We start from the raw sequence: 20588 nt of genomic DNA, 5'->3' as shown, positions 1-20588 counted from the left end.
TTTTTAACTATTATATTAAAATTATTAATAAGAACTAATTAGAAAAAAATGGCAGGAGGAAAATTAACCCCTAGACAGAAGATGATTAACCTGATGTATCTGGTTTTCATCGCGATGTTAGCAATGAACATGTCCAAAGAAGTTTTATCTGCTTTTGGATTAATGAATGAAAAATTTGAAAGTGCTAACACGTCTTCAGAAACATCAAATGCAGGTTTGTTGATGTCGTTAGACCAAAAAGCATCTGAAGCAAAAGGAGAATTTGCTACAGCAGCGGTAACGGCTCATAAGGTTGAGTCAACTTCAAAAGAATTTTATGCATACATCGGTTCTTTGAAAGGTGATGTTTTAAAAGGTTTTGAAACTGATAAAGAAACAGGAAAATTGCCATACGAGGCAATGGACAAAGGTGATAATATCGACAACTGGTTTACAGGTGAAGGATACACTAAAAAAGGAAATGAAATCATTTCTAAAATTGAAAAATATAAAGCAGACATGAAAGCTGCTTTGTCAGACAAAAAATATGCTGCAATCTTAGCTGAGATTGAAAAGAAATTTGATGTTTCTGATGTTAAAAATAAAGAAGGTTTAAAAGATAAATATTTAGCTTACCACTTTAAAGGTTTTCCTGCGGTTGCTTCATTAGCTAAACTTTCTGCTTGGCAAAATGACGTTCAAAAAGCTGAATCTGATGTTTACAGTGCTGCTTTAGGAAAAGCTGCGGTTGCTGCTGCTTCTTATAGCAATTACCAAGCAATTGTAGTTTTAGATAAAAATGCTTACTTCCAAGGTGAAAAAGTTACAGGTAAGGTAGTTTTAGGTCGTTATGACGAAAACACTAAACCAACTTCTTTCCAAGGTCCAGGACAAATCGTAAACGGACAGGCTGTTATCTCATTAACTGCTGGTGGAGTAGGAGAACAAAACATCAATGGACAATTTACTTTCTTAGAAGATGGAAAAAACATTCCACTTAAATTCGCTGGAAAGTATGTTGTAGTTCCAAGACCAAACTCTGCTACAATTTCTGCAGACAAAATGAATGTAGTATATAGAGGTGTTGTTAACCCAATCTCTGTATCATTCGCTGGTGTTGCTGACAATAAAGTTGTTGCTAGTGCTCCTGGATTAAGTTCAGCTGGTAAACCAGGTAAATATAACATGAGCCCAGGTACAGGTACTGAGACAACAATTTCAGTTACTGGTACATTACCAAATGGAGACAAAGTTTCAGATAAGAAAACATTCAGAATTAAAGGTATTCCTGGACCAACAGGTACAATTAGAGGTGATTATGGTGTTGTTAAAGGACCTAAATCTAACCTAGAAGTTGCTACAATCGGAGCAAAATTAATGGATTTTGATTTCGAAGTTGGTTTAGATGTTGTTGGATTTAACTTGAAAATTGCTGGACAGCCTACAGTTGTTGTTACAGGAAACAAATTAAATGCTCAATGTAAATCAGTTCTTGCAAGAGCTGGTAGAGGGGATCAGGTTACTATTTCTGAAATTAAAACTAAACTTGTTGGAGCTGGAAGTTATTTATTGCCAAGAACTGCTCCAGTAATTTTCGAAATACAATAATAAAGTAGTAGTTTATACTACGTTCAATATCTTATAATGATACCACGATGAAAGTAAGAAATTTTTTAATAGCCATTGTTTCTATTGCTGGAGGTTTTGCTTCTAATGCGCAATCGAATTTGCTTAACGCGAAAACACCTGCTCAAATAGGACTTAAAACTCCTGCGCAACTTATCTCAGATAATGATAAGCCTTTAGCTTACGGTTATGTTGATGATAGAGATATTTTGATGGGAAAAACAACTTGGGAGATTATCGATTTGAATGAAAAAATCAATTTTCCTTTATATTTTCCTATAGATACAGCTAACATTGGTGCTGATAGACGTTCATTGTATGACGTTTTAACAAAAGCTATCAAAAAAGGTAAGATAACTGAAGTTTATACTGATAGTTATTTTAATACTAAAAAGTCAATGAAAGACATCGAAGGATCATTATCTCGTATTGATACAACTGATGCTGGTAGAGAACTTATCAACCAAAATCCAGACGACTATAGATCACGTGTTGTGAAGAAAAAAGTTGTAACTGGAACTGGTAAAAAGAAAGTTGTTACTTATGTTGATGAAACAGTACCAGCTTCAAGAACAGTACCTGCTGAGTATATCTTAAAACAAGATTTAACTGCTCAGGACGTTACACAATACAAAATCAAAGGATATTGGTATTTTGACAAGCGTCAAAGTGAATTGAAATATCGTTTACTAGGAATTTGTCCTGTAACTCCAGACGTTTACACGATGAATAGTGATGAAAAGGATTATATTGAGTTATTTTGGGTTTTCTTCCCAAATTCAAGAGATGCTTTGCATGAAGCAAAAGCCTTTAATGATAATAACTCTGCATTGCCAATTTCATTCGATCAGATCTTAAATTCTAGACGTTTTAATGCGGTTGTTTACAAAGAGGAAAACCTTTATGGAGACAGAGCGATTAGTGATTATATGAAAGATAACGCTCAAAACCAATTATTAGAATCTGAAAGAGTAAAAGAAAAGATTCGTAATTTCGAACAAGATATGTGGAACTACTAAGTTGAAACATAGCATTATATAAAAACTCTTACTACCTTTGTAGTAAGAGTTTTTTTTTGCCTGGAACTTTTTTGATGGACAATAAAATCTTTATGATTTTAATTTTGTAAGAAAATTTATAATATTTTGTAAAATGTTACGTTTGGTTTCTTATACTATTAATTATGATGAAAGTGAGAAATTTTTTGATCGTTATTTTTTTTGTTGCAGGAAGTTTTGTTTCTATTGCACAATCTAATTTGCTTAATGCTAAAACCGTTTCCCAAATTGGGATTAAGACACCCGCTCAACTTATCGCAGATAACGATAAACCTTTAGCATATGGCTACGTTGAAGACAGAGATATTTTGATGGGGAAAATGACATGGGAAATTATTGATTTAAATGAAAAAATTAATTTTCCGTACTATTTTCCTGTGGACACTGCGAACATTGGCGCTGATAGACGTTCTCTTTATGATGTTTTGACAAAAGCTATCAGAAATGGTAAAATAACAGAAGTTTATTCTGATAGTTATTTTAATACAAAAAAAACCATGAAAGATATTCAGGGTTCATTATCTCGTGTAGATACTACAGATGCAGGTAGAGAACTAATCAATCAAAATCCGGATGATTATAGGTCGCATGTTGTAAAGAAAAAAGTGGTTACTGGTACTGGCAAGAAGAAAAACGTGAGCTACAAAGAAGAGACAGTTGGACCTACACGTACAGTTCCGGCAGAGTATATTTTAAAACAGGATTTAACTGCTCAAGATGTTACACAATATAAAATCAAAGGATATTGGTATTTTGATAAACGTCAAGGAGAATTGAAGTATCGCTTAATTGGTATTTGCCCGGTTACTCCAGATGTTTATACCATGAACAGTGACGAGAAAGATTATATTGAGTTATTTTGGGTTTTCTTTCCCGATGCCCGAACGGTATTACATGAAGCAAAAGCTTTTAACGATACAAACTCTGCAGCATCAATTTCGTTTGACCAGATTTTAAATTCCAGACGTTTTAATGCAATTATTTACAAAGAGGAAAATATGTATGGTGATCGTGAAATAAAAGATTACATGAAAGATAATGCACAAAATCAACTGCTGGAATCTGAAAGAGTAAAAGAAAAGATACGCAATTTTGAAGAGGATATGTGGAATTACTAAACAACCAAGTTAACTTATAAGACAAACTCTTACTATCTTTGTGGTAAGAGTTTTTATTTTATCTATACATTACACAATGCTTGATTATCTAATTGTCGGATCTGGATTGGCCGGAATTTCTTTTGCCGAAGTGGCCCTTAAAAACAATAAAACTATTTTACTTATTGATGATAAGTCGCAACATTCTTCCAGAGTTGCGGGTGGGCTATACAATCCGGTAATTTTAAAGCGTTTTAGTGAGGTATGGAATTCTCAGGAACAATTGGTTTTGATGAACGATTTTTATAATCGTGTAGAAGACAAATTGAAGCAGAAATTCAACTATAAAATGCCAATCTTACGAAAGTTCTTTTCAATAGAAGAGCAAAATAACTGGTTTGCAGCTTCAGATAAGATAAACTTGGCTCCTTTTTTATCTTGTAAACTAATTACTAGAAAATTCAATGGAATCGAGTCGCCATATGATTACGGAGAAGTACTGCACACGGGCTATGTTGATACTGCATTACTCTTAGAGCACTACCATAAATATCTTCTTGAAAACAATTTGCTTTTAGAAGAATCTTTCGATAGCAGCAATATTGAATTTTTGGATTCTGGAATTCAGTATAAAAATATTCAGGCCAGACATATCATTTTTGCAGAAGGCTTTGGAATGCACAAAAATCCATTTTTTAATTATTTGCCTTTAGATGGTACCAAGGGCGAACTGTTTATTATAAAAGCACCCGATTTAAATTTAGATCTGATCGTTAATACAAGTGTCTTTATTTTGCCTTTAGGAGAGAATTTGTTCAAAGTGGGAGCTACTTACAATTGGTTTGATAAAACTGATGCACCTACAGAAGAAGGCAAACAGGAACTTTTGGAAAAAATAAAAGAAATTATAACTTGCGATTTTGAAATTGTAAAACATTTTGGCGGAGTTCGTCCAACAGTTGCAGACAGAAGACCTTTGCTTGGGACACATGAAGTTCATAAGTCATTGCATATTCTTAACGGTTTGGGTACCCGAGGAGTAATGCTTGGACCTGCAATGGCACAAGCTTTATACGATCATATTGAAAATCATGTTCCTTTAGATAAGGAAGCTGATATTAAACGATTTCATAAAAGATATTTACGAACCCTTACTTCTGACCAGCCTTCGGGTCGTAAGAAATAAACATATTGATATATAAATTTCTGGAAAGTCTTAAAACAAAAGGAAATAATACAATTAAAGTAACTACTATTGCAATGAATGATTGTTCAACAGTACTTCCAAAAAAAACAAATGAAACTATAAAAGCTGCAATCCCGACAGCCACATTTAGACCATAACTTACATACATCGCGCCATAAAAAAAGGAAGGTTCAATTTGATATTTTAAACCGCAGTGACTGCAATTTTCATTCATTTTTAGAACTTTGGTCAAATGTAATGGATTTTTGTCCTCATACATGCTTTCATTTTGACATCTTGGGCAGCTTCCACTGAAAATACTGTTTATTTTAGATCCTTTTTTAAACATTGTTATGCCTGTTTTTTTTATTCTGAAATCAAAGAAATTGATTTCTAAAAGAAGAATATTTTTAAATGAAGTTATCTTACAAAGATACTATTTTATTTGAGTTTTAACTTTGTTTCAATACAATTGCCAATAAAAATGAAACTAAAATTTCTAATAATTTGTGGTCTCTTTTTTATTCGAAATATCCAAATTAACTGAAATTCAGAAATATTGATTAAGCAGTTCTTTTCAGTCCCAAAACTTTCAATTAAAAGTTATACTTTTGCACTTTCAAAATTGCAAAGGCAATTGGCTTATTTGCAATGATTTTAATTTCTAGTTTTTCAGCAATACATTATGCTTAATATACACAATCTTTCTGTTTCTTTTGGTGGAACTTATTTATTTGAAGAAGTTACTTTTCGTTTAGGCGCCGGCGACCGCGTTGGTCTTGTTGGTAAAAACGGAGCAGGTAAATCGACAATGCTTAAAATGTTGGCCGGCGATTTTAAACCTGATTCAGGAGTTATTTCTCAGGAAAAAGATATCCGAATGGGATTTTTACGTCAGGATATTGATTTCGAACAAGGAAGAACAGTACTTGAAGAAGCATATGAAGCATTTACAGAAATTAAAGTTGTAGAGAAAAAATTAGAAGAGATCAATCATCAATTGGTTACAAGAACCGATTATGAAAGCGAAGAATACGGACAAATTATTGAAGATTTATCCGATTACACACATCGCTTTGAACTTCTTGGTGGTTATAATTATGTCGGAGATACTGAAAAAATTCTTTTAGGTCTTGGTTTCAAAAGAGAAGTTTTCAATAATCAGACAGAAACATTTTCTGGAGGATGGAGAATGCGTATCGAACTTGCAAAGCTTTTATTGCAATCAAATGACGTTTTATTACTGGATGAGCCTACCAATCACTTAGATATCGAGAGTATCATTTGGTTAGAGAACTTCCTTCGCAGTTATCCGGGCGTTGTGGTTATTGTATCGCACGATAAAATGTTTTTGGACAATGTTACTAATAGAACAATCGAAATTTCGTTAGGGAAAGCATACGACTTTAATAAGCCTTATTCGCAGTATTTAGAATTGCGTCATGAAATTCGTGAAAAGCAATTAGCTACGCAGAAGAATCAGCAGAAAAAAATTGAAGAAACCGAAAAATTAATCGAGAAATTCCGTGCAAAAGCTTCAAAAGCTTCAATGGCGCAATCGTTGATTAAAAAATTAGATAAAGTAGAAAGAATCGAAGTTGACGAAGACGACAATTCAGTAATGAATATTTCGTTTCCAGTTTCAAAAGAACCTGGAAAAGTAGTAATCGAAGCTGAAAACGTTACAAAGGCTTACGGAGACAAAACGATTCTAAAAGATATTAGTTTGCTTGTTGAAAGAGGAAGTAAAATCGCTTTTGTGGGTCAAAACGGACAAGGTAAATCGACTTTCATCAAAGCGCTTGTAAACGAGTTTGAATACCAAGGAAATATCAAATTAGGACATAATGTTCAATTAGGATATTTTGCTCAAAATCAAGCAGAATATTTAGATGGAGAAATTACTCTGCTGCAAACTATGGAAGATGCCGCAACCGACACAAACCGTATGAAGGTTCGTGATATGTTAGGTTCGTTTTTATTCCGTGGTGATGATGTTGAGAAAAAAGTAAAAGTACTTTCTGGAGGCGAGCGAAACCGTTTGGCGTTATGTAAGTTATTGTTGCAACCAATTAACGTTTTGCTGATGGATGAGCCAACAAACCACTTAGATATCAAATCTAAAAACGTTTTAAAAGCGGCACTTCAAAAATTTGGCGGAACATTATTATTGGTTTCTCACGACAGGGATTTCCTTCAGGGAATGTCGAATATTGTTTACGAATTCAAAGATCAAAAAATCAAAGAATATTTAGGCGACATCAACTATTTCTTAGAGCAGCGCAATCTTGAGAATATGCGTGAAGTAGAGAAAAAAGATGTTGTTAAAGCTGCGCCAGTAAAAGAAAATACCAAAACTTCATACGAAGATCAGAAAAAAGGAAAAGCGCTTCAAAACAGGCTAAGCAAAATCGAAAGCCAGATTCAGCAATTAGAAAAAGATATTCAGCATAACGATAAAATGTTGGAAACTAATTATGATAAACACATTGAAGACGCGTCGTTTTTTACAGCATACAACAAAAAGAAAGCTGATTTAGAGCAATTACTTCTAGATTGGGAAATCGTTCAGGAAGAGATTGATAATTTTAATGTTTAAGAAAAGTTTTAAGTTTCAGGTTTCAAGTTGTAATCTTGACGCGTAAATTTAACCGCAAAGCACGCTAAGTTTTTTATAGTTTGCATTTACAACGCGCAAAGTTCGCAAAGCTATTTATTAATAAAGCTTTGCGAACTTTGCGTTTTATGAAACCTCGCAAATCAAAAAACTTAGCGTGCTTTGCGGTTAAATATTCATTCAGTTCAAAACCTGAAACTTGAAACTTGAAACTTGAAACAAAACTATTTAATAATTCCAATTGATTTTGAGTGTTCAATTGCCTGGCTGCTTTCTTTAAAATAACAAACAGAAACATCCAGAGTTTCTAAATTCTTCATGATTTTTTTGACTTCTTCTTTCTGTTTCTTTCCTGTTTGTCGAATGTAAACGGCAATAACTGTAACGGGAAATATTTTGCAGATTCTTTCATATAAAACAGGATCATGCTGTGAATCATCTCCTAATAAAATATATTTCAAGTTGGGGTAAAATTCTAAAACATGTTTTATTTTATCAAATTTATGATCATGATTGCCGCGTCCGCTCATGAAAAAATCGGTAATTCCCCTTTTAATGTCTTTTAATAAAATAACAGCTCTTGGCAAATGATGGATTTTGGTAAATTGTACGATAAAACGATACAAATTCCATTCACTGCTCGAAATATAAAAAAAGGCATTGACTTCCTCTTTATTCTTTCTTCCTGCTGAACTTAAAGCTTGGTAATGCGCTACAACATCTTTAAAGACTTTTCGGTCGTTAACATTCTTAAATAACAAAATGTAAATTTTCCTGAAGATATTCTGCGTATGCGAAATCAAAAAAGTGTCATCAATATCAGAAATAATTCCTAATTTCCCTGTATGTGGGCGTATGAAGCTTCCTTTTGAAATAATCGTTTCAGAATTGTATTTAATGCTTACATCGTAATTCATCCATCCAAAATGCGTTTCATTTTCAAGCGGAATACAAAACTTAAAATGTCCGTCGTCTAATGTTTTAGTGTGGATTTCCTGGTTTCCATATTTCAGATAAACATCAAAATTCTGAAGCGTTTTTATCCGAAATTGATTGATTATGGATTTTGCATTTTTTAAATTTTTCTTCTGAAAGTCATAATCATACGTTCTTTTAAAAACATGCCCCATTACAATTAATTCTTCTTCATTGGCATAACCTCGATATAATTGTAAGATTGGTTTCATTTATTACGTATATTTATGTAACTGTAAATTACTTAATTTAATTGATTTTTAAAGATAAAATTTTGAAAAAGAACATTCTATTCGTTGTAAATCCCATTTCTGGCGACCTTGATAAAACTGATTTAATCGAGACTGTTCAGGAATTTGCGACTATCAATCATTTTAATCTTGAAGTGTATGAAACAACCGGAAAAAATGATTTAAATAAAATTCAGTTGATTTATAATGAACTTCTTCCTGAGCGAATCATTGTTGCAGGCGGCGACGGCACAATCAAAATGGTGGCAGAAGCAATGGAAAATTACGATATCATTATCGGGATTTTACCGGCTGGATCAGCAAACGGATTATCGGTCGATTTGAATTTACCTGTTGAAATAGAAGAAAACTTAAAAATAGCTTTCTTGAATCATTATATCGAAATGGATATGATTTGTATCAACGGAAAAAAAAGCATTCATTTAAGCGATTTAGGATTGAATGCCAATTTGGTTAAAAACTACGAACAAAGTGATATTCGCGGTTTTTGGGGATATGCATTACAGGCTTTTACAACTTTAACAGAATCTGAAGAACCATTTGTAGCTACGATTTCAGCCAATAATGAAACGGTAAATCATGTAGCGAGAATGATTGTTATTGCCAATTCACAGAAATATGGCACAGGCGTAATCATTAATCCGAATGGAGCTATGAACGACGGAAAGTTTGAATTGGTCATTTTAAAAAGTTTAGATCTGCTTTTAATTGGAAAAATCATCACCGGAAATATGCCAATTGATTCTGAAGATATTGTCATTATTTCAACAGACAAAGCCACGATAGAAACAGATTATCCGGTAAATTTTCAAATTGATGGTGAATATTGCGGTGCACAGACCAATTTAGAAATTTACATTCTGCACAAACAAATGAAAATGGCTGTGCCTTAAAAAAGAAATGATTTTTATTTAAAAGGATTTCGTTCCTGCCATTCAGTTTTTGGTTCCAAATACTGGAATAATTTGGCAATATTATGATTAATCAATGCATTGCTGTGTGTAATTAAACCATACATTTTTAAAGGTTTTGCGCCAACAGAGCTTTTGATTTCGAGCGCGGTTCTGGCAAATACAATTGTTTTGAAGCCCTGATTGATTGAATAGGCAATCATATCGTAAAGCATGTTTAGATATAACATTTTTTCGCGTTGCAGATTTTCATCATAACCCAGAAAATAAGTATCCATTACATTTCCATTCTTTATTAATGTGTTGAATCCAATAAGTTTTTCATCTAAAAAATAACCATAAAATAAAAAGTTATCTTTCATGATTTCTTTGAAAAAACTAAAATGATTTCTAGCTAGAAAAAAAGTATTGAACGGAGCGTTTTTTGCCACATGAAAATACAAATCATAAATAACATCTTCATACTGTTTGATATCAGACAAAGACATTTTCTTTTTTATAATTCCTTCTGATTTTTTGCGTGCGCGCTTGTATTGATCTCTGTATTTTTTTGATAAAGCGTCGATATAATCTTGTTCGGTTTTCCAATTTTCATTGATTTCAAAAATCATATTGGGTTGTGTCGAAAACGTATAATTATTTTTGAATTCGGCTTGAAGTGGCTTAATTTCCTCTGAAGTAAAATCTTTTATACTAGTAATGTGAACTTTTTTACCAGAAGATCGTAAATCTTTTTTAAGCTGATTTATAGCTTTATGAAGTGTTTTTACAGCTTTTGGGATTTCTGTATTTTTAGAAAAAACAAAAGCATTTTGTCCCGTAAGCATATTATTGCCAACGAACAATACATGTGAAGCAAAATTTTTGAAAGCAAAATTGCGCACAGATGTTTTTAAACATTGATCACGTTCGCCAAAAGATTCAAGTTTTTCAGCAAACAAAAATTGAGTCAAAGCAATTCCTTCTAGCTTTTCATCTTTAAAAATTCCAATAAAATGACAAATCATATTTACCGGACAAGAATTTTCCAGTACTTCGAGATATTCCCGTGTCAAAAAAATGTTTTCTGCAGCAAGCGAGTTCCATTCTAAAGGGAGTAACGACGTGCGATTGTAGATTTGAAAAGAATAAGTTGTATTCAAAAGTGTGCGCTAATTTCTTCAAAATTAGATAATATTTGCAATAACTTACTTCCTTTAAGTTATTATTAAGAAAAACCCGTTTGAGTTTTGGTTTCAAACGGGTTTTTGTATATTTTGATTATGCATATGCACAGATAATTCCGCCCATGAGCATAAGTGTCAGCATCCAATAACCTGCATGTATTAAAATATATTTCCAGGATTTTCTTTCAAATAAACCATTGATTCCCACAATTGGTAAAGCAAAAAATAATCCAGACATAAAGCCGTGAAGTGCACCGTGCTTAAAAGTTCTGTATGCCGTTCCGTAATCTGCCATGAATGCGGCGAATGATGGTTTTGCTTCAGCTAACTTTGGTGGTCCGCCTACCATTCCAACTGCGCCTGATTGATGAATAGTCAAAGCCATTAAAATCACAGTAATCATTAAAGAAAAAACATACGTTAATCCGAAGATTTTTAGCATATTTCCAGTTCTTAATTGCTCTTGAGTGAAATTATTTTCTCTCATCCAGATTGTTCCGAATACTTTTGGATGATACCAAATAAATCCAGTTACTAAAGTAACAACAGCAGCTGCCAATAGTGCAATAAAGTTAATTCCCATAATATGAGGTTTTTAGATTAGTTGAATCAAATGTAGTCAAAAAAATGTAAACGTAGCATTTTTGTATTAAGTAGTAAAAAAGCTGTTAATTATTTACTTATTAACACTTTATCGACATCTGATGTATTATGTCTATGAAATGTCTAATTTTGTAAGCGTAACAAACCCCAAATCTGTTATGAAAAGCTTAATTACTTTTTTTATAGCACTCGCTTTTTCTATCAATTCTTTTGCAGATACTGTTTCAGATAAAGAAAAAGAGGCCCTGATAAAATTATACCATGCCACAAATGGTCCACAATGGAAAGTGAAATGGGATCTATCTCTCTCTGTGTCAACGTGGTATGGAGTTCGTACCGAAAATGGAAAAGTAATAGCGTTAGATTTGTCCGACAATAATTTGCAAGGAGAATTGCCTGCAGAATTTTTTGATCTGATAAATTTGGTTCAGGTAAATTTTCAGAAGAATAAATTAGAAGGAAATTTGCCAAACAACATTCATAATCTCAAAGAACTTGAAGTTTTGAATGTTTCTGATAATAAATTTTCAGGAACAATTCCGGCAGAAATCTGCGATTTGCAAAAACTGAAAGACCTGGAGCTTTTTAAAAATAAAATTTCTGGAGAATTACCTGCTGATCTTGGAAAATTAAAAGAATTAGAAGTTCTTGCATTGTTTAATAATGAAATTCAAGGTTCACTGCCAAGTTCGATTTATAAAATTTCGACCTTAAAAGTATTGCTTTTAAATGGCAATAAATTATCAGGAAATTTGAGCAGAGAAATCGTGAATTTTAGAGCTTTGGAGAATCTGAGTTTATTTGACAACAGTTTTGAAGGAGAAATTCCGGATGGACTTGGAAAACTGAATAAACTTTCTGAAATGAATCTTTCTTACAACAAATTCAAAGGAGGAGTTTCAAAAAAAATAGCTTTATTAGATGCTTTAAATATGACAATGTTTGATGAAAATGGGAATCCGTTTTTATTAGAAATAAATGCTGAAAGACAAAAAAATATTACCGAAAATTAATCGTGCTTATGGAATGAATTTTACTCTGAAAAAAGTTGATTAAATATATTTAGTTAATTGTTGAAAACCGTAATTCGTTACGGTTTTTTTTATTTCCTATTTCAGGATTATTGCTTTAATTTTGTGAAAATATTTAAAAAACTTTTAGTTTTTTTCTTTAATTTTAAAATTAGATTCGGCTGTTTTGGCTGAAGCCCGAAAGAGAAAAATAATTAACCTTTAATGTTAAAATTATGACACTGCAATATCAAGGCGAAGAATACGGAAAAAAAACAACATTTACACTGAGAATCATTGGGAACAACTTATCAAAAAGTAGTTCAAATTATCAAATTGATCTTTTGGTGGGAGATAAAAAAGTTCCAACTTTTACAACTGAAATCCACCAAAGTCTTTCTAATTGCCTGAAAGAAATTTATTTGTTCAGAAAACATCACGGAATCCAATTTGATGCATCTTCAGAAAAAATTGTTTCACTGTATGTTCCTTATGACAAAGTTTTGTTCAATTATAATAAATATGCTTTGTTCAGAGCTTAAGTTTCGTGCTTAATAAAAATATAAAGACCGTTCATTTTGAACGGTCTTTTTTTGTAAAGAAGTCTAGCTTAAAGAAAAATTAAGCTTTTTGCATTTTGTTTTTTCCTGTCAAATATTTCCGAATCGGAATATCTATATAGGTCATAACAAGATAAGCGAATCCAATTAAAAGCAGTGTTCCAATAGAAACGACTGTATATAATGTCACGCCAGTAAACTTATATGTTTGATTGTACGTTGCAAATATCCACATTGCGAAATAATGTGTCATATATAGCGGATAAGATATGTTTCCTGAAAAGACACAAACTTTTTCTGTATTTTTTAAAGTTCCGGCGCCAGCTCCCAAAGCAATTATAAACGGAAAATAAAACAAAACAATAAGAGGTTCTGTAATGAAATTGAATTCCTGGTTGAATGGATATATAAATGTAGGGAATAAAAGTAATGAGAGTCCTAAAAACCCAATTTTTGAAGGGATAATCCATTTGAATCTGTAAACGGTCATTCCGGCCAGAAAACAGTATGAAATCCGTGCAGCGCCATGCCAAAAAGTGTCGCCTCCCCAACCGCCTGAAATGCCTTTTGCATGATAAGCAACATAAGCTAAAGCAATTCCTGCAATACAAGTTAGCAAAAGAATCATTTTACGAGATAAACGATATAAGAATATGGAGTAAAAAATATTGGCAATATATTCCCAAAACAAAGACCAAGCCGGAGCGTTTAATCCAAAATTATTATAATAACGTTCTTTCATTATTGGAAGCGGAATTAATAACAATGAACATATAAATAAGAGTAAAACTTCAGAAATACTCCTGTTTGCAATGTCTCCATATGGTAAAACAAAATATCCAATCAAACCCAGAATTGATCCTAAAATAACAAGCGGATGTAATCTAATAAGGCGTAATTTGAAGAATTCGAAAACACCAATTTTTGCTATTCGGTCATCATAAGCGTAAGCAATCACAAAACCCGAAAGACAAAAGAAAAAATCGACAGCAAGAAAACTGTGAGCAAATAAATTCTTGCTGTAATCGGAAATTGCTATTTCTAAAAAGTGATAAATTACAACGGCTATCGCAGCAACACCTCTTAGTCCGTCAAGAACTTTAAAATGTTGTTTAGGTTTAATTGTGTCAAAATTGGTCATGTAAATATTGTTTGTATAGGAGTTGGATTTTGATGAATTGTTTGATATTTGCTTTCTTTTTCGAAGTATTTAATTGCCAAATGCATAGTTGATGCCTCCAAGCAAATGCTGTACAAAAAGCGGATCGCTGTAGCTTTCAGGACTATGACCTAAGGCTGTATAAAATGCTCTTCCACCATCATAATCGTGATACCATGCCAAAGGATGATTATCACCATGTTTGCCGCCCTTATAAGATGATTCATCAATTTTTATGAGCACATTTACGTCGGGATTTGTATATTTGAAATTGTACCATTCGTCTTTTCTTTCCCAAATCGCAGGAAGATGTTTGGTTGACGGATGCTCGTTATTCACAATTACAAGTTTTGCATTTTGCGGCTCTGGATGACCATCAAAAATTCCGCCGATCATTTTAGTGTACCAAGGCCAGTCTGGCTCGCAGTTTGTGGCGGAATGAATCCCTACAAAACCGTTTCCTTTTTCAATGAATTTTTGCAAAGCCAATTTCTGTTCTTCTCCCAAAACATGTCCCGAAGCGCTAAGAAATATAATGACCTGATATTGTTTTAAATTTTTTGAATTAATTGCAAGAGAATCTTCTGTAGCATCTACAATAAAATGATTTTCGGTTCCTAATTTTTTGATGGCGGCAATTCCTGCAGCAATGCTTTCATGCCTGAAACCGTTTGTTTTTGAGAAAATCAGGACTTTTTTTTCTTTTTTAAAATTGATTTGTTCGGTGCTTTTCGGATAAAAAGAAAATAGAAAAAAACTTGTCAGTAGAATTAAAATGGATAAAACCGATTTTTTTATTGAAGAAAGAAAGGTCATTTCGCTTGAATTTTATTTTGGGAAGATAGAAAAAATAATTTATTCTTTAAGAAGGTATTTCGCTTCATGAGAGACTTTCAGATGTTTTTGAAACAGCTACAAATCTTTTGTTGCAATCTAGAAAAGCGTTGTAATTCTGCTTTTGGAAATACTAAAATGAAAAACTGCGTAATTCTGAAATTTTCAGAATTGCGCAGTTTTTTTTATTGTTTAGAAATTTGATATTATATTTTTAAACTGTTCAATAAATCAATAAGTTTAGGGTCAGAAGGTTTTGGAGCACGTGCTGAAACAATATTGCCATTAGGATCAAGAAGGATAAATATCGGGATTTCATGAATACCATAATCTTTTATGAATTTTGATTCAAATTCCTTATCTGCCAATAATTGAATGCCGCTTAATTGTTTTTCTGAAACAAATTTGCTCCATTTTGAGTGATCCTTTATCGCATCTAAAGAAATAGCGACAAATTCAATATTCTTTCCTTTATACTGTTCTTCCACTTTCTGAAGAAATGGGAACTGTTCACGGCATGGACTGCACCAAGTTGCCCAAAGATCAATATAAATATATTTTCCTTTTAAGTTTTCTAAGCTAGTTTTTCCTCCTTTTTGATTTTCATAATCAAACTTTGGAGATGGATTACCGGGTTGTAATGCATTTGTTGCGTTATAATTGGCAGTTAGCGTTTGTTTAATAATTGGGTCGTTTGTAATAGATAAAAATTCCTGATATATTTTAGCGTATTTAAGATTTTTTATATTTATATCGTTTGCTGAATTTTCAATTAAATGATTTTTTATGCTTTGACTTTTAAGAGCTTTAATTTCTGGAATTGCATTTTTAGCTGTTACAAAATCAACACCACCATCTCCTTTAATATTTTCATAGAATTTGTATAGCACAATTCCTTGATATTCATTTGAAAATAAAAAATCAGAGTCATTGTCCATATCGATTGTTTGATCAAATTTTGGGTACTTTTCAGAAACTTTATCACCTCTTGCACTTGCAAATGCTTTATAAAAAAACAAATGTTTTTGCTCTAGATAATGAATACTTCTGGCTTCTTTTACTTTGAAATCAGCATCAGTGAATTTTGTTTTGAGGTATAAAGTGTTAATCGAATTTTTTATTTCCTGAAGTTTTTTCAGAAACTCATTTTCGTTAAGTTTATAAAGTTCTTCATCTGAAATTGCTGAAGTTATAAGCTGTTTTTTAGCAAGATATTGATTTTCTACACTTCCTTTGCCAGTAAATTTTAAAGTTGAATTTAAGTTTGCATCATCAGTAGATAGTACTAATTTAGAATCTTTAGCTAAATATACAGGAATGCTATTTTTAGTAGTTTCAATTTTATAAATGCCATCATATTGTAATGGTAGGTTTTCTGAAAAACTGCCGTCTGGTTTTAGCTTGATTTCTTTATCAAATAATTCTCCTTTAATTTTGATTGTTCCATTTTCGGTATTTTTGATTTTGCCAGAAACAGTTACGATCTCTTCAGAAGTCGTAAAAGAGTAGGAGGCTATGATTAGTAATAAAAGAAGGGCTTTTTTCATTTTTTGGTGGATAGATAGTTAAAATATTAAACGAAATCTTGTTAAAAATAAGGAATTATTTTTTGAGAATGGATTTTGTAGTATTGAAAAGCTATATATTTGGAAATAAATAATGTTTGAAATTTGCCACTCATATTACTCAAATTTTGATGGCCTTGTGTAGATCGTCAGGCATATAAACAAGTTAGCAAACAGTTTTAGAACGTATCGTATAAATGAAAAATACAGTCTTATTATTATCCATTTTATTGCTTGGTTTTAATTCCAAGAGTAATCAAAAAGTTAAACCGACGGGAGAATTAATAACTTATGAAAAATCAAGAATAATAAGTGAAAAATATTTTAATTACGACGAAATAATTCATTACAAAAACGATTTTAAAGAAGAGAAAATCGCCGAACTTTATGATAATTATGGAAAATCCGAAAAAGATTCATTTCGCTTTGGTGTTATTGTTGGCAAGATTCCGAAAAGTATAAATGAAGTCGGATTTTTAGATAAATTGGAAACTATTGGTTACGAAAAAACTAGCGTGAACTCAAAAAAATTTGAAGAAATAGACTAGATTTTTACTGAAAAGAAACATGACCAAGTTCTCGAATCTAGTTGTATTTATGTTTATAGAGACATCCTAATTTTTAAGAAAAAATCAAAAATTGTTGGTATAGCAAAAATTTGTTTTGGTTGCGGAGACAGCATAATTTTAGGAACAAAATCAAACACAGAAGAATTTGGGCAAAGTGGCGATTATGAGAAACTGGAAAAGTTACTATATGATAGATAAAAATCTTTCGCTCAGATACATAGACAACGTTAGCGCAGATTTGCAATCTGTGCCGGCAAAGAGAATCAGAAAGGTATAAAAACAAAAAAAAGCTCCAGATTTCTCTGAAGCTTTTGTCTTAGTAGCGGGAAGCATTCAAATATCTAACCATTTTGTTTATTATTTTAATGAAATTTTATCTGCATAAACATAGTAAGAAGACATTCCTTATATTCGCTTTTAGAAAATTAAACTTTGATATAAAAATAATGTCATTTTATTGCTTGTTGGTTAAGTTGTTAAAACCACATCTTATAATGTTATAATAAAATTTAAATTTTAAAAATGAGCGAAATAATATTAGGAAGTAGTTATCATCAAATTTTAGACAATCTTTTGAAAGAAATAGATTTGTCTAAGCTTCCATTATATGGAGAAAATGAAATTTATAGAATGGGAGCAGGTAGATATGGTAAAGTAAAAATAAAATTAGATATTGAAAGAGATAACGAAAAAATAGAATATATTCAAGGTTTACATAGTAAATGTAATACTCCTGTTAATAGTTATACATATGAATGGGAAGTTAAAGAAGAAAAACTTCCGAAATACTTTGAGGAATATATTAAACCGGTGATATTAAGATTTATCGAAGTTTTATCCACAATTAGCAATAACAACAATGTTGTTTTAAAATTTTCAGTTGTCGATGGGGATTGGAAAACATCTGAAAACACCGCACATCATCTTGCTACAAAAAATGCCTTGATAGAATTGTTTAAGCAAGTATAAAATATTATACTCCCATTTGCGCCAACGTCCTGCTCGAGAGCTAAATGAAAATAATCTGAACAAAACTAAATAAACAAAAAAAGCTCCAGATTTCTCTGAAGCTTTTGTCTTAGTAGCGGGAACAGGACTCGAACCTGTGACCTTCGGGTTATGAGCCCGACGAGCTGCCTACTGCTCTATCCCGCGATGTTTCGGGTGCAAAGATAAGCACTAAATACAGTTTTTCAAAGGAATTAGTGAAATATTTTTATATTAATAAATTTAATTTGTAACTGTTTGTTGTGTAGTGAATTGCGATTGTTTTAGTTTTGCAATTAGATTTTATAATTCAGTAATTCTAAATAGGGATCACTTTTTAAACCTAATAATTTGGCAAAAGCAGGCTCAGTTTTGTATCCGTTTTGTTTCAGTTTTATAATTTCTTGTCGAAAATTTTCATCTCGTGATTCCAGAATTTGGTGTTCTATAATCATGTGTTTGTAGCCGTTTTGATTTTTGGTTGGAATATTTTGTCCGAATATTTCAATCTCAAAATTATCTAGTTTGAAATTTCCAATTACAGATTCTTTCTCATTTATTATAGTTTTTCTGATTTTAAAATCGGATTTATTTTTAAAAAGAGAAGTGACTTTTTTGACAAAATGATCCTTATTCTGCCAAAAACAAATAATATCAAGATCGCTGTTTTCAATGTCAATATTTATTGGAATTGTGCCAACAAGAATTGGGTCAAATTCAACCAAAACTTCTAAGGTCTTGTTTCTCACCAAAGTTTCATAAGCCAGAATTTGTCTTTCATTTCCAGATTTTAAATATTCAATTGTGCTGAAGTCGATCATTTATTTGTCGTAATTTTTCTCTTCTTTAATTTCCTGCTCTAATCTTTTGTTGATATTGATTTTAGCTTTAGTAAAAACAAAAATTGTCGTTTTATATTCACGGGCAAATTTGTTTGTTATTTCTCCGCCAATTGCAGCTTTTTCAAAAAACGGACTTGTTTCTGCAAACTCAGTGCTGTTTTCTTCAAATTCTTTTATTCTAATTAGGTTTGTGTAATAGATGTTTAAATTAAACCAATTGACATAATCGGCATTGAAAGAAACGGATTTAATTCCGTTTTTTGTGTAATAATTTATTGCTCCTGCCTGACCGTAATTGTCGCAAAGTACCAAGGTGTTTTCTGATTTTGGAAACAAAGCATAAATCGAATCGGTTTTTCGGGCCAGTTCTTTCCAGCCCAACATATCAGCAAAATCCTGAGGCAATTCATGATCTTTTCCGTCTTCCCAGCGAAGCATTCCAAATTTTTTGTATTTTTCAGGTTTTGCAACTATTTCCTGTGGTGTTTTATTAGGAAAAGCGACTTTGTAAATTGGAATAAAAAGCAAAAGCGGAATCAGGATTAAAACGGGCTGTAAGAATCGTTTCCATCCTGTTTTTGAAATTTCGCCTAAAAAAACGGCGCCAAATGCAATGTAAATTGGATAAAGACCAATTGCATAATACGCTTTAGCTTTGAAATAAATAAAAACTAAAAGAGTAAAGACAATCGAAAGAAAAAAGAATCGATAATTTGCAAAAGGTTTATAAAAAAGCAGTGCATAAAAGGAGGAAAGAATAACGATAAATCCGCCAATGAAAAACAATAATTGTTCTTTTAAAAATCCGGCCCGATCAACATTTACCAGCTGTGTTTCTGCCAATTCTTTCATGTGATGCACAATCGGAAAATGATTGTTATACTGCCATAAAAGATTCGGAAGAATTAAAATTAATCCCAAAATCAGAGCAAAATAAAGATTTTTGTTAGCAACAATTTTTCTTTGTTTTGAAAGCAAAAGTGCTGGTAAAAGTCCGATTAAAAGAAAAAGAATATTGTATTTATTCAGAAAGCCAAAAGCAAAAATGATGGCGCCTGCGTAAAGCCATTTTACTTTTTCACTTTTGATGTATTGAATAACTGCAAAATAAAAAGCGGTCCAGCATAAAATGTCTACCGAATTTGGCTGAAAAAGCATGTTTAATCGTAAAAGCGATGACAATAAAATGCAAGTTGAAGCTAAAATCAAAGCAAATAAATTTCCTTTTAAAACCTCAATTGTTTTCCAGACAACTAAAAGTGTCAAAACGCCAAAAAGGGCAGGGAAGAACTTGACCCAAAAAACAGTATTTCCGAGCTGATAAATGATATACGAAAACCAGGAAGTTACAGGAGGAACCGATAAATATCCCCAAGCCAAATGATGCGCCTGATCCAGATGCAGATATTCATCACGCTGCAGATCATATTCCGGACTCAGCAAAATATACTGCAGTGCAAATTTTAAAATGATAAACCCAATTAAAATAAATGTCTTTTTGGTCATGTAGATTTTGGTTTTTTAGGTTTGTTTGGCTTTGATTGTCTAAGTGGTTTTAAATCAACGCGTAATTCTGTAGCTAAGATAGGATTT

General features: G+C 32.0%; 19 protein-coding genes and 1 tRNA gene. 10 read left to right on the top strand and 10 right to left on the bottom strand.

Annotation, left to right across the window (positions count from 1 at the left end):
* Positions 1-48: 48 nt before the first annotated feature.
* From gldM to ACNFIH_RS08395, 4 genes are all read left to right on the top strand, one after another.
* A complete protein-coding gene (gene gldM / locus ACNFIH_RS08410) occupies positions 49-1587 on the top strand; it encodes a gliding motility protein GldM (RefSeq protein WP_426486270.1) in 1539 nt (512 codons plus the stop codon).
* Between the two features lie 47 nt (positions 1588-1634).
* A complete protein-coding gene (gldN, locus tag ACNFIH_RS08405; RefSeq protein ID WP_426486269.1) occupies positions 1635-2624 on the top strand; it encodes a gliding motility protein GldN in 990 nt (329 codons plus the stop codon).
* 167 nt (positions 2625-2791) lie between these two features.
* On the top strand, positions 2792-3781 hold the full coding sequence (gene gldN / locus ACNFIH_RS08400; protein ID WP_035652092.1) for a gliding motility protein GldN: 990 nt from the start codon (positions 2792-2794) through the stop codon (positions 3779-3781).
* A gap of 76 nt (positions 3782-3857) precedes the next feature.
* The gene (locus tag ACNFIH_RS08395) at positions 3858-4946 is read left to right on the top strand and encodes an NAD(P)/FAD-dependent oxidoreductase (RefSeq protein WP_426486268.1); all 1089 of its coding nucleotides are present in this window, start codon (positions 3858-3860) and stop codon (positions 4944-4946) included.
* Here ACNFIH_RS08395 and ACNFIH_RS08390 read toward each other — a convergent pair.
* Positions 4912-5295 carry a DUF983 domain-containing protein gene (locus tag ACNFIH_RS08390; protein WP_035651816.1) on the bottom strand — a complete coding sequence of 128 codons (384 nt, stop codon included), beginning with the start codon at positions 5293-5295 and terminating at the stop codon, positions 4912-4914. The two genes, ACNFIH_RS08395 and ACNFIH_RS08390, sit on opposite strands and share 35 nt — an antisense overlap.
* A 336-nt stretch (positions 5296-5631) precedes the next feature.
* Between ACNFIH_RS08390 and ACNFIH_RS08385 the strand changes: the two genes are divergently transcribed.
* On the top strand, positions 5632-7545 hold the full coding sequence (locus ACNFIH_RS08385; protein WP_035651817.1) for an ABC-F family ATP-binding cassette domain-containing protein: 1914 nt from the start codon (positions 5632-5634) through the stop codon (positions 7543-7545).
* 242 nt (positions 7546-7787) lie between these two features.
* Here ACNFIH_RS08385 and ACNFIH_RS08380 read toward each other — a convergent pair whose 3' ends face one another.
* Positions 7788-8750: an App1 family protein gene (locus ACNFIH_RS08380; RefSeq protein WP_426486267.1), complete on the bottom strand. Its 963-nt coding sequence runs from the start codon at positions 8748-8750 to the stop codon at positions 7788-7790.
* Between the two features lie 62 nt (positions 8751-8812).
* Here ACNFIH_RS08380 and ACNFIH_RS08375 point away from each other — a divergent pair, with 62 nt between their 5' ends.
* Positions 8813-9682 (top strand): diacylglycerol/lipid kinase family protein, encoded by an 870-nt coding sequence (locus ACNFIH_RS08375; protein WP_426486266.1) that lies wholly within the window; start codon positions 8813-8815, stop codon positions 9680-9682.
* Positions 9683-9696: 14 nt separating this feature from the next.
* Here the strand turns inward: ACNFIH_RS08375 and ACNFIH_RS08370 are convergent, their stop codons facing one another.
* Together ACNFIH_RS08370 and ACNFIH_RS08365 are read right to left on the bottom strand one after the other, a co-directional pair.
* Positions 9697-10842 carry a peptidogalycan biosysnthesis protein gene (locus tag ACNFIH_RS08370; RefSeq protein ID WP_426486265.1) on the bottom strand — a complete coding sequence of 382 codons (1146 nt, stop codon included), beginning with the start codon at positions 10840-10842 and terminating at the stop codon, positions 9697-9699.
* Between the two features lie 118 nt (positions 10843-10960).
* On the bottom strand, positions 10961-11449 hold the full coding sequence (locus ACNFIH_RS08365) for a DUF1761 domain-containing protein (protein WP_426486264.1): 489 nt from the start codon (positions 11447-11449) through the stop codon (positions 10961-10963).
* Positions 11450-11627: 178 nt separating this feature from the next.
* On the opposite strand from ACNFIH_RS08365, the gene ACNFIH_RS08360 reads away from it, so the two are divergent.
* The gene (locus ACNFIH_RS08360) at positions 11628-12482 is read left to right on the top strand and encodes a leucine-rich repeat domain-containing protein (RefSeq protein ID WP_426486263.1); all 855 of its coding nucleotides are present in this window, start codon (positions 11628-11630) and stop codon (positions 12480-12482) included.
* A 233-nt stretch (positions 12483-12715) separates the two neighbouring features.
* Entirely contained in the window at positions 12716-13021 is a 306-nt protein-coding gene (locus ACNFIH_RS08355) for a hypothetical protein (protein WP_142450584.1), read from the top strand.
* A 79-nt stretch (positions 13022-13100) separates the two neighbouring features.
* On the opposite strand, the gene ACNFIH_RS08350 is transcribed toward ACNFIH_RS08355, so the two are convergent.
* From ACNFIH_RS08350 to ACNFIH_RS08340, 3 genes are all read right to left on the bottom strand, one after another.
* Positions 13101-14180 (bottom strand): acyltransferase family protein, encoded by a 1080-nt coding sequence (locus ACNFIH_RS08350; RefSeq protein ID WP_426486262.1) that lies wholly within the window; start codon positions 14178-14180, stop codon positions 13101-13103.
* A gap of 69 nt (positions 14181-14249) precedes the next feature.
* Positions 14250-15014: a ThuA domain-containing protein gene (locus ACNFIH_RS08345; RefSeq protein ID WP_426486261.1), complete on the bottom strand. Its 765-nt coding sequence runs from the start codon at positions 15012-15014 to the stop codon at positions 14250-14252.
* A 224-nt stretch (positions 15015-15238) separates the two neighbouring features.
* Positions 15239-16579: a TlpA family protein disulfide reductase gene (locus ACNFIH_RS08340; protein WP_426486260.1), complete on the bottom strand. Its 1341-nt coding sequence runs from the start codon at positions 16577-16579 to the stop codon at positions 15239-15241.
* A gap of 215 nt (positions 16580-16794) precedes the next feature.
* Between ACNFIH_RS08340 and ACNFIH_RS08335 the strand changes: the two genes are divergently transcribed.
* The gene (locus ACNFIH_RS08335; protein WP_426486259.1) at positions 16795-17145 is read left to right on the top strand and encodes a hypothetical protein; all 351 of its coding nucleotides are present in this window, start codon (positions 16795-16797) and stop codon (positions 17143-17145) included.
* A 543-nt stretch (positions 17146-17688) separates the two neighbouring features.
* Positions 17689-18135, top strand: a complete 447-nt coding sequence (locus ACNFIH_RS08330) for a hypothetical protein (protein ID WP_426486258.1) — start codon at positions 17689-17691, stop codon at positions 18133-18135.
* Positions 18136-18248: 113 nt separating this feature from the next.
* Here the strand turns inward: ACNFIH_RS08330 and ACNFIH_RS08325 are convergent.
* The 3 genes from ACNFIH_RS08325 to ACNFIH_RS08315 form a co-directional block, all read right to left on the bottom strand.
* Positions 18249-18321, bottom strand: a tRNA-Met gene (locus tag ACNFIH_RS08325).
* 128 nt (positions 18322-18449) lie between these two features.
* A complete protein-coding gene (locus ACNFIH_RS08320; protein WP_426486257.1) occupies positions 18450-18974 on the bottom strand; it encodes a DUF4269 domain-containing protein in 525 nt (174 codons plus the stop codon).
* On the bottom strand, positions 18975-20501 hold the full coding sequence (locus ACNFIH_RS08315; protein ID WP_426486256.1) for an ArnT family glycosyltransferase: 1527 nt from the start codon (positions 20499-20501) through the stop codon (positions 18975-18977).
* Between the last annotated feature and the right edge of the window lie 87 nt (positions 20502-20588).

Source organism: Flavobacterium sp. 2, from assembly GCF_049949195.1.
Taxonomy (GTDB): Bacteria; Bacteroidota; Bacteroidia; order Flavobacteriales; family Flavobacteriaceae; genus Flavobacterium.
The sequence above is the reverse complement of the archived record's forward strand: the minus strand, read 5'-3'. Positions and strand labels throughout refer to the sequence as shown.